This is a genomic window from Streptomyces sp. NRRL B-3229 (genome assembly GCF_000719505.1).
Lineage (GTDB): Bacteria > Actinomycetota > Actinomycetes > Streptomycetales > Streptomycetaceae > Streptomyces > Streptomyces griseorubiginosus.
Genome location: NZ_JOGP01000028.1, coordinates 1 through 15,153 on the forward strand (window position 1 = coordinate 1; position 15,153 = coordinate 15,153).

Here is a 15,153-nt window from a genome sequence, read left to right on the forward strand (position 1 = left end):
CCTCACGCCCACCCCCTCACGCCCCCGTCACCCCACCCGCTCTCGCCACCCCCGTCAGCAGCACCATCCCCGAGTCCCCGTAGTCCGGGAGGGTCGGGTCCGGGGGGATGTGGGTGAGTGTGAGGGACTGGGTGAGGGGGGTGAAGACCTCCTCGACGGTCTCCGGGTTCACCGGGCAGCCCGGCCAGGTCGAGGTCGGGCCGATCCGGTAGGTCGGCATGTTCTCCATGAACGCGGCGACCAGGAGACCGCCCGGCTCCGCACAGCGCACGAAGGCCCGGCAGAAGTCGGTGAACTCGGCGAAGTCCTCCGTGGCGCCCTCGGCGACGAAGTGCATCGACGCCAGTCCATAGCCCCCCGGCTCCAGATCCCGTACGTCGGCGTGGACGACCCGCACCTGCGCCAGCGACCCGGCGAGGGTTCTCGGCAGGGCGGGATTGAGCCGACGGCACAGTGCGTGGAAGGGCAGCCAGCTGGCGTCGGGCCCGCAGACGATCTGCCGTTCCAGATAGGCCACGTTGCCCGCACCCGCCTCCACGGCGTCCACCTGGCGGCTCACCGCGGACGCGAGGATCAGCGGATAGAGGTTCGGCCCGGCACCGAACTCCACCGAACGCGCCACACCGCCCGGCGGCAGGCCCCGGTAGAACGCCGAGTGGTGGGCGATGACCTCCGCGTCCGAGGGGTGCACGTCCCGGTAGTTCTCGGCGAGGTAGTCGGCGACCGGCCAGCGGTCCCAGTCCACGTCGTCGTTGTGCGTCAGCATCTCGGTGTCCCCATCCGCGGGTCGCCCCCTCAGTGCCTCGACCGCAGCCGGATCCGCTTCGCCAGCGCGGTCAGCGTGCCGTTCAGATGGTCTATGTCGTCGTCGGAGTTGAGAGCCGTGAGCTGCACCCGGAAGCCGACCCGGTCGCGCGGGACGAGCGGATGCGCGGCGAGCGTCACATAGACGCCCTCCTCCCACAGGAAGGCGCCGACCGCGTCGAGGTCGGCCGGATCCGCCAGCGGGATCTCCACAATGGGCAACCGGTCCGTGTTGAGGGTGTGCACGTCGAGGTCGGCAAGGTGGTCGAGCACCCGCACGGTCTTGCGGTACAGGTCGGCCCGCAGCGCGTCGCCCCGGCGTTCGTTGACATCGAGGCCGGCCAGCGCGGTGGCCAGCGACGCCGTGGGGGAGGGGCCCGAGTACAGATACGGGGCCGCGCTCGTCTTGAGATGGTTCTTCAGTTCGGTGGGCAGCGCGAGGAACGCCAGCAGCGAGGAGTACGCCTTGGAGAAACCGCCCGCCATCACGATCCCGTCGTAGGTCTCCCCGGTGTGCCGCACCACGCCGTTGCCGCGCCGGCCGTACGGACACGGCTCGTCCGGCGCGCGCTCCCCGATCACTCCGAAGCCGTGCGCGTCGTCGACGTACAGCGTGGCTCCGCGGTCCCGGCACAGCGCGGCCAGCACGGGCAGGTCGGGGAGGTTGCCGGTCATGCTGTTCACGCCGTCCAGGCAGACCAGGCGGGTCGTGCGCGCGGGCACCGAGGAGAGCAACGCGTCCAGTTCCTCGGGGCGTTCGGCGTGGAAGCGGTGCAGGGTGGCGCCCTGGCCGCGGGCGACCACGCAGCCGTCGTACACCGTCCGGTGCGCGCTCGCCTCGACGAAGACGTGGCCGCCGTCGGCCAGGACCGGGATCACGGAGGCGTGGATCAGGGTCAGCGTCGGCAGCAGCAGGGTGTCCGGGGCGTCCAGCAACGCGGCGAGCCGTTCCTCCAGCACCGGGTACAGCCGTGGGTTGCCCAGCAGCCGCGACCAGCTGGGATGGGTGCCCCACCGGCGTACCTCGGGGCCGATACGGGCCGCGATCTCCGGGTCCCAGTCGAAGCCGAGGTAGTTGCAGGACGCGAAGTCGGTCAGCCAGTGGCCGCCGCTGCGGATCCGGCGCCCGCGCACCTCGTCGATCACCGCGTCGCTCATCGGACTGGTCCGCCGCAGGTGTTCGAGGCCCGCCGTGCGCCGCTCGGCGGCGGCCGACGGCGGGTCACGGCGGGCGTGCCGCCCGTTCGTGCCGCCGGAACCCGGTGTGAGCAGCCCGCCGCCCTGCCGCAACGTCCGCTCGCTCTCCGCCACCGTCATCGGCCGGGCGAACAGGAAACCCTGCCCGAACCGGCATCCCAGCCGGGCGAGCATGTCCCGCTGCGCCGGTTCCTCGATGCCCTCCGCGATCACCTGGAGGCCCAGGGTGTCGGCGATGCGGACGATGCCCTCCACGAGCGCGACCTGCCGGGCGTCGCGCGTGATGTCGTCGATGAACGTCTTGTCGATCTTCAGTACGTCGATGGGGAAGTCCCGCAGATAGCGCAGCGAGGAGAACCCGGTACCGAAGTCGTCGACCGCGATGTGCACCCCCAGGTCCTTCAGGGACCCGAGCACCGCCTGGATCTGGGCGTCCCGGCGCAGCAGCACCGTCTCGGTGAGCTCCAGCTGAAGCGAACCGGGAGCCAGCCCCGGTGTCCGCAGGGCCCGGCCGACCTGGTCCAGGAACCCGGCGTCACGGAACTGCCGGGCCGACACGTTCACACTGACGTACGGCGGTGCCGCCGTCCCCGACAGCTGCTGAAGGCCGGCGATGTCACCGACGGCGTTCTCCAGCACCCACGAGCCCAGTGGCGCGATGTGCCCCGTCTCCTCGGCGAGCGTGATGAACTGCTGCGGCGACACGGGCCGGTCCGGGGGCCGCGGCCAGCGCACCAGTGCCTCGAACCCGACGACCTGGCCCCCGTCGATGTCCACCACCGGCTGGTAGCGCAGGGCGAACTCCTGCGCGGCGACCGCCCTGGCGAGCCGGCTCTGCAAATCGTGCCGCTCGACCATGCGGGCACGCAGCATCGGCAGGAAGCGCCGCCACTGCCGTTTGCCCGCCGCCTTGGCCGCGTACAGCGCGAGGTCGGCGTGGCCGAGGAGCTCCTCCGCGTCGCTGCTGTCGCGGGCCGTGGCCACGCCCACGCTCGCCGACACACTGACCGACTCGTCGCCCAGCACGAACGGCCTGGTCAGCGTCTCCACCACCTGCGCCGCCAGCAGCTCGGCGTCCAGCGGCTCGCGCGCGTCCTCCATCAGTACGGCGAACTCGTCGCCGCCGAGCCGGGCCGCCGTGTCGGTGCGCCGCAGGGTCCGGGTCAGCCGGTTGCCCACGGCGACGAGCAGCCGGTCGCCGGCCGAGTGCCCCATCGTGTCGTTGACCAGCTTGAAGTCGTCGAGGTCGATGAAGAGCAGACAGGTCAGGGAGGACTCGCGACGGCCCCGCAGCAGCGCGCGCTCGATCCGCTCCAGGAGCAGGGTGCGGTTGGGCAGGCCGGTGAGCGCGTCGTGGAAGGCCCGCTGGGTCAGCTCGTGCTCCAGCCTGCGCTGCTCGGTCACATCGCGCAGGGTCACCACGAGCCCCGCCACGGTCCGTTCGTCCCGGAAGTCGCTGCACCGCACCTCCACCTCGACCCGTCCGGCCCGCTGCCGGACCCACCAGTGGTCGTGGGAGCCCTTCGGCCCGTGATCGCGTACGGCGGTCAGCTCACGGACCGCCCGGGCCCGGTCCCGGGGATCCACCAGGTCCGGCAGGCTGGTGCCGACGAGGTCCGTGGTGCCGAACACGGCTGCCGCGGACGGACTGGAGTACCGGATGGTGTCGTCGTCCTCGAGGATCAGGATGACGTCGGAGGTGTGGCGCACCAGGGTGCGGAAGTAGGCCTCGCTCTCCTGCCGGATCACCTCCTGGCGCAGCAGGACCCGTTCCATGGCGAGCCCGGCGTGGGAGGCGAGGATCTCCAGGGAGCCGTGCGTCTCGGTGAGCGCGGCCGGGGGGCCGGCGACCAGCAGGACTCCGGGGTCCTGGCCGGCCGGGCGGTCCGGTGAGGTCATGGGGCACACCTGGACGGCCGGGAGCCCGTCCAGGTGTGCGGCGATGTCGGCGCCGAGCTCGGCGGGGGCCACCCGACGGGCCTGGTGGGGGAGCAGGGGCGCGGCCTGCCGGGCGGAGAGCACCAGGGTCCGGTGGTCCACCTCCGGTCCCAGGAGCATGTCGACGGCCGTCTCGCAGGACCGTACGACGTCCCGCTGCCGTACCGCCGCAACCAGGGATCCGGCCGCCTGGCGCAGGGCCAGCTCGCGGGCGACGGCTCCCCGGTGCACCACGACCATGCCCGCCAGCCGCAGGATGACCAGCAGGAACAGGGCGGCCGAGAAGGCCGCGATCACCGCCGTGTGGTGGGGGCTGCGGGTGACCGCCTCGTACAGGAGGATCGCGGGCGCGATGAGGGTGGCGGCTCCCAGCATCACCATCCGGTGGGGAGGGGGCAGGGGAGCCTGCTGCTGCGGGACGGCGGCCGTGAGCGATGCCATCGAGGGGTGCAGCGCGGCCAGGCCCCAGGCCGTGTAGAAGACGATCCACCCGGCGTCCAGCACGGTGCCCGCCTGCCACATCGAGTTGAGCTGGAGGATGCCGTAGGCGATGTCGAAGACGAGCAGCGTCGCGGTGCCGACCACCAGCAACTGCACCGACCTGTTGGGTCCGTCGACCGGGCTCGGGGCCAGCAGCCGGGCCAGCAGGGCCAGGACCAGCACGTCACCGAGCGGGTAGGCGATGCTGATGGCCCGCTGCTGCCAGGTCAGACCGTCGACCTCGGTCAGGGGCTGCACCAGGTAGACCCACACGGGCAGCGCGAGGCCCGCCGTCACGATCAGCGCGTCGAGCAGGCTGGGCAGGTCGTGGCCGGCCCAGCGGTAGCGGATGAGGCCCGACAGGCCGATGGCGAAGAGCGGGTAGGTGGTGAGGTAGAGGGCGTCGGAGGGGGAGGGGAAGGGGTTGGAGACGTGGAAGTACTGCTCCATGACGTTGTAGTACGTGTCGCCCGCGATGAAGGTGAGCAGCCCCGCCGCCAGCGTCCACCAGGGCCAGCGGTGGGCGGGCCGGTGCAGCCGGACGCCCACGAGCACGGCGCCGACGCCGGCGAGCCCGATCACCGCCCAGAGAGGGGAGAGCGCAGCGGGGACCGTCATGTAGACGAGCGTGGCGACGGCGACGACGGCGACATGGGCGGCCATCGGCCGATGGGCCGACTGCAAGGGCGAGCGCCTCCCCCCATGGGCCACTGGAGGAGACCGGGTCTTCCACCTGGTCCGGATCTTTTCCGATCCTAGGCACGCGGGTGACGGCCTGCATCCGGGGAGATCGGTGTCAGCCCCGGTGGAACCGGTGGTGCAACTGCCGTACACGCTCCGTGAACTCGGGCACCGGACCCTCCACCGCCACACCGGGGGCGATCTCGTCCACCGGCAGGGTCCGCACCGGTGGCGCCGGCACGCCCAACTCACCCAGCCAATGGGCGAGTTGGCGCGAGGAGGCGACGTACACGATGCGGCCCAGGCCCACCCAGGCGTGCGCGGCCGCGCACATTGGGCAGTGCTCGCCGGAGGTGTAGACGGTCGCCGCCGCCCGCTCCTGGGGCGACAGGTGGGCCGCCGACCAGCGGGCCAGCTCGAACTCGGGGTGCCGGGTGCGGTCACCGGAGGCCACCCGGTTGCGGTCCTCGGCGAGGATCTCGCCGTCGGCGCCCACCAGGACCGAGCCGAACGGCTCGTCCCCGGAGTCCAGCGCCGCCTCGGCCAGCTCGACACAGCGGCGCAGATACGGCAGTTCGGTGTCCTTCACGACCATGACACCGAGCCTAGGAGCCGTGCCGCCCGGACGGAAACGCGTTCCGGCGGTTCAGGGCCACCACCGTGAGGGCCGCCGCGATCAGGGGCAGCGCCGTCCACGGCAGGGCCCCGGCGCCCGGGCCCGACAGCACCACCCCGCCGGTCAGCGAACCCACGGCGATCCCCGCGTTGTACACCGTGGTCTGGAGCGAGGTGGCCACGTCCGCCCGCTCGGGGCCCGAGACGTCGACCAGCGCCGTCTGGATCAGCGTCGGGGCTCCCCCGAAGGCGAGACCCCACAGGGCCACCGAGACCGGCAGCACGCCGGGCACCCCGGCGGCCAGGCCCAGCGTCGGCATCACGGCCGCGCACAAGCCAAGAGCGCCGAGCAGTGCCGCCCGCGGACGCCGGTCCACCAGCACCCCGGTGATCCAGATCCCCACCACCGTGGCCGCACCGAACACCAGCAGCACCAGGCCCGTACGGCCGAACCCGGCATGTGCCGCGAACGGGGCGACGTACGTGTACATCACCTGGTGCCCCACCAGCAGAAACAGCGTCACGGACAGCACGGCGGGGACGCCGGGCAGCACGGCCACCCGGGCGAGGGGCACGCGCCCGTGCGGCGCCTCACCCGGAAACCGCGGCACGCGCGCGTGCGTCCACCCCACCAGCAGTACGGCGACCACGGCCAGCATCCCGAAGGCCGAACGCCAGCCCACCGCCCCGGCCAGCGCCGTCCCGGCCGGGACGCCCAGCGAGAGGGCGAGGGTGATGCCGGCGAGGACCACCGCGATCGCCCGGCCGCGCCGCTCGGGCGGCACCATCCGGGCCGCACAGCCGGCGAGCATCGCCCAGAGCGTCCCGCCCGCGCACCCGGCCACCAGCCGCGCCGCGAACGCGAGGGCGTACGACGAGGACAGCGCGACCACCGCGTTGCTCAGCGCGAACCCGAGCAGGGTGCCGACGAGCACCGGCCGGCGCGGCAGCCCGCGCAGCAGCGCCGTGAGCGGGATCGCGGCGGCGAAGGACGCGACCGCGTACCCGGTGACCAGGAAGCCGATCCGGGCCTCGGAGACACCCAGGGCCGGGGCCATGCGCGGCAGCAGCCCCGCGGGCAGCAGCTCGGTCAGCACGGCGGTGAAGGCGGCCGTCGACAGGGCGAGCAGCCCGGACCACGGCAGGGGCGCGGACGCGGGCAGGGCTGCGCCCTTGACCAGGGAAGTGGTGGACATGCGACCATGCTCGGACCTTCACATCAGTGTGAAGGCAAGGGAGCACATCATGAGGATCGGTGAACTGTCCCGCCGCACCGGAGTCCCCACCAGACTGCTGCGCTACTACGAGGAACAGCACCTGCTCGCCCCCGAGCGCGCCGGCAACGGCTACCGGGACTACGGCGAGGGCACGGTCCGGGACGTCCAGCAGATCCGCGGCCTCCTCGACTCGGGCCTGACCACCGAGATGATCCGCGCGATACTGCCCTACCTGTCGGGGCCCGAGGAGATCCTGCTGCCGCCCGAGCACCTCACCCCGGAGACGGCCGCCCTCCTCCAGGCGCACGTCGACCGCATCCAGGCCCGGATCGACTGCCTGGCCCGCAACCGCGACCGGCTCAGCGCCTACCTGGCGGCGGTGCGCACGGCGGCCGAGCGGCCGTAAACGCCATTGCCGCGCAGGCGTCCGGATGATGGAGTGAGCACATGGATCATGTAGCGGTACTCGCCCTCTTCGACCGGGACATGCGCGAAGGCGCACAGCCGGACGGCCCCGGCGCCCGTGTGGACCGCGACGGCCGGGTGGTCCGCCAGGTCGCCGCCGACCAGGGCTGGAACGGCGTCGTCTGGTCCGACCTGGACGAGTCGAACGCCGACAGGGCGATCGCCGACCAGATCGCGTACTACACCGGCCTGGGCCGCGGGTTCGAGTGGAAGCTGTACGGCCACGACCTGCCCGTCGACCTCGGACGGCGGCTCAGATCGGCCGGGTTCGTCGCCGAGCCCGAGGAGACGCTGATGATCGCCGAGGTCGCCGACCTCTCCCTGGACGTGGCGCCGCCCGAGGGGATCCGGTTCCTCCCGGTCACCGACGAGGCGGGTGTCCACCTCGTGGCGGACGTCCACGAGAAGGCCTTCGGCACCGACAGCTCCCGGCTGCGGCACCAGTTGCTCGCCCGGCTCCGCGACGACCCGGAGACGGTGGTGGCGGTCGTCGCGCTCGCCGGTGACGTGCCGGTCAGCGCGGCCCGCATGGAGCTGGTGCCCGGCACCCGCTTCGCCGGTCTGTGGGGCGGCGGCACCGTCGAGGGCTGGCGTGGCCGCGGCATCTACCGGGCTCTGGTCGCGCACCGGGCCCGCGCCGCCGTGGACCGTGGGTACCGCTACCTCCAGGTCGACGCGCTGCCCACGAGTCGCCCCATCCTGGAACGGCTGGGCTTCGAGCCGCTGACGACGACCCAGCCGTACGTGTACGAGCCCCGGAGCTGACACTCCGCTCGGCCGCCGCGACGGCCCGGCCGCACTGTGGTCAGCGACCACCCGGTGATCACAGGTCGAGCTGGTACTCCAGCGCCTGGTGCGTCGGTACGTACCCGAGGGCGTCGTTGACGGCGAGCATCGGCGCGTTGCTCTGCGCGGTGTCGGTGCGCAACCCGGCGAGCCGTGGATGCCGTGCACGGGCGTGACGGATGGACGCGGCCTTCATCCAGCGGGCGAGTCCGCGGCCCCGGTGCTCGGGCAGCACGGCGGTGCCGTAGTGCTGTCCGTCGCCCGCACCGTCGCCGCCGACGACCAGTTCGGAGAAGCCGACCACACTGCCGTCGGCCTCGTCCACCGCGGCCACGGTGTGCAGCAGCTCTCCGCGCCGCGCGACGGCCTCCGCGGCCGCGACGACCCGCTCCACGTCCCAGACGACCGTCCCGAAGTCCGTGCCCTCCATCGGCATGTCGTCCATCGCGCGCCGCGCCTCGGCGAACGACCGCGCCAGCTCCTGCGGCACCGTGCCCTCCCACGCGGTCAACCGGTAGCCGGGATGCGGGAGTTGAACGAGGGCGTCCAAAGCGTCGTGGTCCACGTCGGCCAGTGCGAGGCGCGCATAGGTGAGCGCCAGGACCTGCCGGAAACCGCGCGCGGCCAGGAACAGATCGGCGGGGGAGCCCTGTACGGCCTGTGCGATGACCGACCGCCGTCGCTCCGCCTTCGCCGCACCCACGGCGGCCTCAAGAAGCCGGGTGCCGACTCCCCGCCGCCGCTCGGCCCCGTGCACCGCCAGGTTCAGTTCGGCCAGGTGCTCCTGTCCCTCCCTGGTGAACAGCCGCAGGAAGGCGGACCCGAGGGGAACGCCGTCCTCGTCCGAGGCCAGCCAGGCCAAGCGGCGGCTGGAGGCGCCGGGTTCGGGATCGGCGAGCGGGGTGAGGCGGAAGGACAAGCGGGTCTCCGTCACGAAAAGGGGCGGGGCGGTGAGCGCTTGAAGCTAGTCGCCGTGGCTTGAGCCCCGCAACGGGATTTGAGGGGACCGTGCGGCGGCCACCGCAGCCCAGGTCCGTCCCAACCGGCGGTCAACACCCGGTCAATCCTCGTCGAGGAGACCGGAACGAACCTTTCCGGACGTCTGTATGACATGTACCGTTCAAATTACCCGGGTATCTATGCGCGTAGTTACTCCCCTCGCCCCCACCCTCCCCAACTCCCCACGGAGGTATGCGGAATGCTCGGACTCACCGGACCCCGTCACAGAGCCGGCGCGCTCCTCGCCGGACTCACCCTGGTCACCGCAGGTGTCGCCGTACAGGCCACCGCCACCCCCGCCGTCGCCGCCACCCCGCACCGGATCCTCTTCGACGACGGTCACGCGGAGGAGGCGGGCAACGCGGACTGGATCATCTCCACCAGCAAGCCCGACCCGCTCGTCCAGGACTCCTCGCCGTCGGCGGAGACGGACTGGACGGGTGCGCTCTCCTCGTGGGGCGTCGCTCTCCAGGAGACCGGGAACTACAGCCTCAAGACCGCGACGAGCGCCCTCACCTACGGCGGCACCTCGGCCACCGACCTGTCGAAGTTCGACACCCTGGTCCTGCCCGAGCCCAACACGCTCTTCACCACCGCCGAGAAGACGGCGATCATGACCTTCGTGAAGAACGGCGGCGGCCTCTTCATGATTTCCGACCACACCGGCTCCGACCGCAACAACGACGGTGAGGACGCGGTCGAGATCCTCAACGACCTGATGACCAACAACAGCGTCGACTCGACGGACCCGTTCGGCTTCTCCATCGACTCGCTGAACATCGGCTCCGACTACCCCTCCGCCATCAGCGACAGCAGCAACCCGGTCCTGCACGGCTCCTTCGGCACCGTCACCAAGAGCCTGATCGCCAACGGCACCACCGTCACCCTCAAGCCCGCCGACAACTCCGCCGTCAAGGGCCTGGTCTACCGCACCGGTTACTCCGGCAACACCGGTGCCTTCTTCGCGACCAGCACCTTCGGCAGCGGACGTATCGCCTTCTGGGGCGACAGCTCACCCGTCGACGACGGCACCGGCCAGTCCGGCAACACGCTCTACGACGGCTGGAACGACTCCGGCGCCACCAACGCGGCCCTCGCCCTCAACGCCACCGAGTGGCTCTCCGGCGCGAGCGGCAGCAGCGGCGGGGGCGGCACCGGCGGCGGCTCCGGCACCTGCACCGCCGCCCAGTTGCTCGGCAACAACGGCTTCGAGTCCGGCAGCACCGCCTGGACCGGCACCAGCGGTGTCATCACCAACTCCAGCAGCGAGTCCGCCCGTACGGGTTCCTACTACGCCTGGCTCGACGGCTACGGCAAGGCCACCACCGACACCCTCGCGCAGACGGTGACCGTCCCGTCCGGCTGCACCACCGCCGCGCTCAGCTTCTACCTGCACGTGGACACCGCGGAGACCAGCACCAGCACGGCCTACGACACGCTCAAGGTCCAGGTGCTCAACAGCTCCGGCACGGTCCTCGGCACCCTGGCGACCTACTCCAACCTCGACGCCGCCTCCGGCTACACCCAGCGCAGCTTCAGCCTGGCGAGCTACGCGGGCCAGACCGTCACCCTGAAATTCACCGGCACGGAGGGCTCCACCCTCCAGACGTCCTTCGTCCTCGACGACACGGCACTGAACGTCAGCTGACCGCCGCGACCCTTGTCGGTCCCGGTCCGCCCGTCGGTCATCACTCGCAGGGTGCCGACGGGCGGACCCGCGTTTGTCCAGGCGCCCAGCGGGAGGCCGTAGCCTGCGAGCCGGTGGGGTGAGGGTGAGGAGGGGCGGTCAGGTGGAGGAGGCGGCACTCGGCGGCGGCGCCGTCAACGAGGTCGTGCGGATCGGTGACACGGTTCGGCGCACGCCCTCGCAACAGTCCGGTTTCGTGCGGGAGTTGCTCAAGCTGTTCGAGCGGGCCGACTGGCCGGGGGCGCCGCGGTTCCTCGGCGTCGACGAGCAGGGCCGGGAGATGTTCGGCTACATCGAGGGCCGGGCCGCCCTGACCCCGCGCGAGCGCACCGCCGCCCGTACGGACGAGGCGCTGGTGGCGGTCGCCCGACTGGTCCGCGCCTTCCACGACCTGACCCACGGCACCGCGCTCGCCGGCGACCAGGACGTGGTCTGCCACAACGACCTCGCACCCAAGAACACCGTCTACACCGCCTGGCGCCCCGTGGCCTTCATCGACTGGGACCTGGCCGCGCCGGGCGAGCGCGTCCACGACCTCGCCCATGTCTGCTGGCAGTACCTGGACCTGGGGCCGGGCGTCACCGACGTACGGGACGCCGCTCGCCGGATCCGGCTGATCTGCGACGCCTACGGTCTGGACGAGCGCGGCGGGCTGCTGGACACCGTGCGGTGGTGGCAGGACCGGTGCCGGCGGGGGATCGAGGCCGGAGCGCAGCGGGGCGAGCCCGCCATGGTCCGGCTGCGGGCGGGCGGGGCCGTGCACGAGGTGCGGGCCGCGGAGGAGTGGGTGGCCCGTCACCGGCACGAACTGGGCGCTTTCCTGGACTGACCAGCCGGATCGCAGGACCCACCCCCGGAGAGCGCCGACTCCCTCCGAGGGTGGGCCGGGAGCACGGGCTCCCGCGCGGCGCGAGGGGTGGCGCCGCGGTCCTTGGTTCTTTCGACGTCGGCGACTAACGCACCGTTTCCGCATCGAAAGCGAATTCGAGGCCCCGTCGCAGCCGATGCATTCCGCGCCGCGCGTGACTCTTCACCGTGCCCAGCGGCCACCCCGTGCGCTCGGCGATCTGGATCTGGCTCAGGTCCTCGTAGAACGTCAGCCGCAGCACCCGCTGCTGGGCCGAGGGGAGTTTGGCGAGCTCGGCGCGCACGACCAGCCCGTCCACGGTCGCCTCCGTCCGGTCCTCGGTGTGCAAGGGAAGGACGACCCGGTCGTCCGCCGAGACGGCGAGGCCGAAGCGGCGGCTGCGGGCCCGGAGGGCGTCGGCGACCTTGCGGCGGGTGATCCCGACGATCCAGCCGGCGAGCGTCCCCCGTTCGGGCCGGTACCCCCGCCGTCCGTGCCACACGCCGATGAAGACCTGCTGGGTGACGTCCTCGGCCTCGTTCGGGTCGCCCAGGGAGCGCCGGGCCAGTGTGTGCACGAGGGGTGACCAGCGGTGGTACGCGACTGTCAGGCACGCCTCGTCGCCCGCCGCCAGTCCGCGCGCCAACTCCTCCTCGCAGGGCGCCGCTTCGGGGAGCTCCCCGGCGGACGGCGATGCGGCCAAGGCCCACCGAGGCTCCCCGGCCGCCGTGCCGGACGGCACCACGGGGAGAGTGCTCGACTGCGCGTCCATGGCGGCGGCTCCTCGCGGTGTACGGCTCCTGCGGACGGGCGGCCCACGAGGCACGGGGATGCCGGGCCCCGCTCGGTCGGAGCGTGTGACGTCGCGGCCATCCTCCGAGCCCCGGGTCGGCGCCCGCAACTTGCATCGGTTCTGCGTCGTATAGTCGGGCCATGCGTGACATTCCGGAGGGCGGGGAACCGTCGGTCCGGCCGGAGCCGGCCTCCCGCGACACCGCGACGAGTCTCACCACCGGCGCCCTGGCCCGCCGGCTGGGCGTCTCGCCGACCACACTGCGCTCCTGGGACCGGCGCTACGGCATCGGCCCCGCCGTCCGCGCCGACGGCCGGCACCGCCGGTGGACCGCGCCGGACGTCGCCGTGCTGGAGACGATGTGCCGGCTCACCTCGGCGGGCGTACCGCCGGCCGAGGCGGCGCGCGCGGCCAAGCGGTCGGCGTCCCCGGAACCGGCGGGCATCCCGCTCGCGGCGGGGCCCGCGGATCCGGCGGACGCCCCCGACCTGGATGCGCCGCCGGAACCGACGCCCCGGTCCCGGGCGGCCGGCACGCTCCCCCTGGGCGATGTGCGGCAGGAGTGCCGGGGCCTGGCCCGGGCCGCCGTCCGCCTCGACGCGCCCGCCGTGCAGGAGCAGCTGGCGGCGGCGGTGGAGACCCACGGTCTCGCGGTGGCCTGGCAGGAGGTGATGGTGCCGACGCTGCACGCGGTGGGCCGCAAGTGGGCCTCGTCCGGGGACCGTTACGTCGAGGTCGAGCACCTGCTGTCCTGGCACATGTCCACCGTGCTGCGCCGCAGCACCCGCCCGCCGGCCCGGCACGCGGACACACCCGGTCCCGGCCCGGTGGTGCTGGCCTGCGTCCCCGGCGAGCAGCACACGCTCGCGCTGGAGGCGCTCAACGCCGCGCTGACCGAACTGCGCCTGCCCGCAAGGATGTTCGGCGCCGCCGTACCCGCGGAGGCGCTGATCGGAGCCGTGGAGCGGCTCGGCCCGGCGGCCGTCGTCCTGTGGTCGCAGGTCCGCTCCACCGCGAGTTTCCCGCTGGCCCGGCACCTGGCCGGCACCGGGTGGGGGGTGAAGGGCGCGCGCAGAAGGCCTCTGGTGGTCCTGGGCGGACCGGGCTGGGCCGGCCGTTCCGGCCAGGGCATGCTGCGGCCCACGTCCTTCCAGGACGCCCTGGACACCCTCGCCGGACTGTACGGGGCCGGATCGCCGCGGCCCGCCGGGTCGCACCGCCCGGAGAGCGGCCTCAGTCGCGGCCCCGGGCGCGCTTGAACCGGGCGAGCCCCTCGTACAGCTCCACGATCGGGTCCGGGTAGTCGAACGCGGCCCGGTCCAGCCCCCGCAGTTTCCACGGCTCGTGCACCGAGGGCCCTTCCAGAGCGGCCAGTTCCGGCACCCAGCGGCGGACATAGGCGCCGTCCGGGTCGTACCGCTTGGCCTGGATGACCGGGTTGAGGACCCGGTTGGGCCGGGTGTCGGTGCCGGTGCCCGCCATCCACTGCCAGTTGAGCTGGTTGTTGGCCACGTCCCCGTCCACCAGCAGGTCCAGGAAGTGCCGGGCGCCGACCCGCCAGTCCACGTACAGCGTCTTGGCGAGGAAGCTCGCGGTCAGGAGACGGCCGCGGTTGTGCATCCACCCCTCGTGCCGCAGCTGGCGCATCGCCGCGTCCACGACCGGGTAGCCGGTCCGGCCCTCCTTCCACGCCTCGACGTCCGCCCGGGCCTCCTTCTCGGGGCGCCAACGGTCGTGCTGGGTGCGGTAGTCGGCACCGGCCGCGGCGGGACGCGCCGCCAGCACCTGACGGTGGAAGTCGCGCCAGGCGAGCTGTCGCACGAAGGCCTCCGCGCCCGGACCGCCCGCCCGGCGCGCCCGGTGGACGAGCTCGACGGGGGACAGGGTGCCGAAGTGGAGGTGCGGGGAGAGCCGGGAGGTCGCGTCGCCGGCCAGGTCGTCGTGCCGGTCCTCGTACGCGGCCACGCCGGAGCGCAGCCAGGTGGCGAGGCTCTTGCGCCCCGCGCTCTCGCCTCCCGTAGCGAGACTCTCCGAGAGCCCGGACAGGTCGGCGCGTGCGGGCAGAGACTCGGACCCCACCCCCTCCGGGACCCGCACCGCCTTCGGCGCCCCGTGCGGCTCCCGCAGCCGCTGCTCCGACCAGCGCCGGAAGTAGGGCGTGAACACGGCGAAGTGGTCCGAGCCCGCCGGGGCCACCGCGCCGGGTGCGACGGCCGTGGACACCGTGTCGTGCACGTGAAGCCGTACGCCCTCACCCTCCAGGGCGCGCCGCAGCCGCCGTTCCCGCCGGTGGGCGTGCGCACTGGCGTCGGCGGCCATGTGCACCTCGTCGGCGTCCGCCTCGGCGGCGACCTTGCACACCTCCTCGACCAGGTCGCCGGAGCGCACCACCAGCCGGCCGCCCCGCTCGCGCAGACCGGCGTCCAGATCGTTCAGGGAGTCGGCGAGGAACGCCAGCCGGTTCGGTACGGCGAACCCGGAGGCGTCCACGCTCCGGTCCCGCACGAACAGGGGCACGACCTCCTCGGTGCCGTCGAGGGCCGCTCGGAGCGGCGGGTGGTCGTGCAGCCGCAGGTCACAGGTGAACAGGACGACCGAGATGCTCATGGGGCGTGCTCCGGGTGGAGAGAGGGCCGGGCGGCTC

General features: G+C 72.9%; 12 protein-coding genes. 5 read left to right on the forward strand and 7 right to left on the reverse strand.

Annotated features, from left to right (window positions below):
• Nucleotides 1–16: 16 nt before the first annotated feature.
• The 4 genes from IF54_RS0133440 to IF54_RS0133455 all read right to left on the reverse strand — a co-directional run bounded on the left by IF54_RS0133440 (nucleotide 17) and on the right by IF54_RS0133455 (nucleotide 6,911).
• On the reverse strand, nucleotides 17–766 hold the full coding sequence (locus tag IF54_RS0133440; protein ID WP_030325695.1) for a hypothetical protein: 750 nt from the start codon (nucleotides 764–766) through the stop codon (nucleotides 17–19).
• A gap of 29 nt (nucleotides 767–795) precedes the next feature.
• Nucleotides 796–5,082 carry an aminotransferase class I/II-fold pyridoxal phosphate-dependent enzyme gene (locus IF54_RS0133445; RefSeq protein ID WP_030325698.1) on the reverse strand — a complete coding sequence of 1,429 codons (4,287 nt, stop codon included), beginning with the start codon at nucleotides 5,080–5,082 and terminating at the stop codon, nucleotides 796–798.
• 133 nt (nucleotides 5,083–5,215) lie between these two features.
• Nucleotides 5,216–5,695 (reverse strand): nucleoside deaminase, encoded by a 480-nt coding sequence (locus tag IF54_RS0133450; protein WP_030325700.1) that lies wholly within the window; start codon nucleotides 5,693–5,695, stop codon nucleotides 5,216–5,218.
• A 10-nt stretch (nucleotides 5,696–5,705) separates the two neighbouring features.
• Nucleotides 5,706–6,911: an MFS transporter gene (locus IF54_RS0133455; protein ID WP_030325702.1), complete on the reverse strand. Its 1,206-nt coding sequence runs from the start codon at nucleotides 6,909–6,911 to the stop codon at nucleotides 5,706–5,708.
• 49 nt (nucleotides 6,912–6,960) lie between these two features.
• On the opposite strand from IF54_RS0133455, the gene IF54_RS0133460 reads away from it, so the two are divergent.
• Entirely contained in the window at nucleotides 6,961–7,338 is a 378-nt protein-coding gene (locus tag IF54_RS0133460; RefSeq protein WP_030325705.1) for a MerR family transcriptional regulator, read from the forward strand.
• Between the two features lie 41 nt (nucleotides 7,339–7,379).
• A complete protein-coding gene (locus tag IF54_RS0133465) occupies nucleotides 7,380–8,162 on the forward strand; it encodes a GNAT family N-acetyltransferase (RefSeq protein ID WP_030325707.1) in 783 nt (260 codons plus the stop codon).
• Nucleotides 8,163–8,220: 58 nt separating this feature from the next.
• Here the strand turns inward: IF54_RS0133465 and IF54_RS0133470 are convergent, their stop codons facing one another.
• Nucleotides 8,221–9,102: a GNAT family N-acetyltransferase gene (locus IF54_RS0133470; RefSeq protein WP_030325710.1), complete on the reverse strand. Its 882-nt coding sequence runs from the start codon at nucleotides 9,100–9,102 to the stop codon at nucleotides 8,221–8,223.
• A 279-nt stretch (nucleotides 9,103–9,381) separates the two neighbouring features.
• Between IF54_RS0133470 and IF54_RS0133475 the strand changes: the two genes are divergently transcribed.
• Nucleotides 9,382–10,830, forward strand: a complete 1,449-nt coding sequence (locus IF54_RS0133475) for a hypothetical protein (protein ID WP_030325712.1) — start codon at nucleotides 9,382–9,384, stop codon at nucleotides 10,828–10,830.
• 142 nt (nucleotides 10,831–10,972) lie between these two features.
• On the forward strand, nucleotides 10,973–11,698 hold the full coding sequence (locus IF54_RS0133480; RefSeq protein ID WP_030325714.1) for a phosphotransferase: 726 nt from the start codon (nucleotides 10,973–10,975) through the stop codon (nucleotides 11,696–11,698).
• Nucleotides 11,699–11,822: 124 nt separating this feature from the next.
• Here IF54_RS0133480 and IF54_RS0133485 read toward each other — a convergent pair whose 3' ends face one another.
• A complete protein-coding gene (locus IF54_RS0133485; protein WP_030325716.1) occupies nucleotides 11,823–12,488 on the reverse strand; it encodes a sigma-70 family RNA polymerase sigma factor in 666 nt (221 codons plus the stop codon).
• A gap of 161 nt (nucleotides 12,489–12,649) precedes the next feature.
• Between IF54_RS0133485 and IF54_RS0133490 the strand changes: the two genes are divergently transcribed.
• Nucleotides 12,650–13,768 (forward strand): MerR family transcriptional regulator, encoded by a 1,119-nt coding sequence (locus IF54_RS0133490; protein WP_030325719.1) that lies wholly within the window; start codon nucleotides 12,650–12,652, stop codon nucleotides 13,766–13,768.
• Here IF54_RS0133490 and IF54_RS0133495 read toward each other — a convergent pair.
• Complete coding sequence (locus tag IF54_RS0133495) at nucleotides 13,743–15,116, reverse strand: cryptochrome/photolyase family protein (RefSeq protein WP_030325721.1); 1,374 nt, start codon at nucleotides 15,114–15,116, stop codon at nucleotides 13,743–13,745. The genes IF54_RS0133490 and IF54_RS0133495 overlap by 26 nt on opposite strands.
• Nucleotides 15,117–15,153: the final 37 nt, after the last annotated feature.

Bases quoted from the DNA above. Each gene is read 5' to 3' on its own strand.
- IF54_RS0133465 (WP_030325707.1), top strand. From the start codon at position 7,380: ATGGATCATGTAGCGGTACTCGCCCTCTTCGACCGGGACATGCGCGAA.
- IF54_RS0133445 (WP_030325698.1), bottom strand. From the start codon at position 5,082: ATGGCCGCCCATGTCGCCGTCGTCGCCGTCGCCACGCTCGTCTACATG.
- IF54_RS0133485 (WP_030325716.1), bottom strand. From the start codon at position 12,488: ATGGACGCGCAGTCGAGCACTCTCCCCGTGGTGCCGTCCGGCACGGCG.
- IF54_RS0133450 (WP_030325700.1), bottom strand. From the start codon at position 5,695: ATGGTCGTGAAGGACACCGAACTGCCGTATCTGCGCCGCTGTGTCGAG.
- IF54_RS0133455 (WP_030325702.1), bottom strand. From the start codon at position 6,911: ATGTCCACCACTTCCCTGGTCAAGGGCGCAGCCCTGCCCGCGTCCGCG.
- IF54_RS0133460 (WP_030325705.1), top strand. From the start codon at position 6,961: ATGAGGATCGGTGAACTGTCCCGCCGCACCGGAGTCCCCACCAGACTG.
- IF54_RS0133490 (WP_030325719.1), top strand. From the start codon at position 12,650: ATGCGTGACATTCCGGAGGGCGGGGAACCGTCGGTCCGGCCGGAGCCG.
- IF54_RS0133475 (WP_030325712.1), top strand. From the start codon at position 9,382: ATGCTCGGACTCACCGGACCCCGTCACAGAGCCGGCGCGCTCCTCGCC.
- IF54_RS0133440 (WP_030325695.1), bottom strand. From the start codon at position 766: ATGCTGACGCACAACGACGACGTGGACTGGGACCGCTGGCCGGTCGCC.
- IF54_RS0133495 (WP_030325721.1), bottom strand. From the start codon at position 15,116: ATGAGCATCTCGGTCGTCCTGTTCACCTGTGACCTGCGGCTGCACGAC.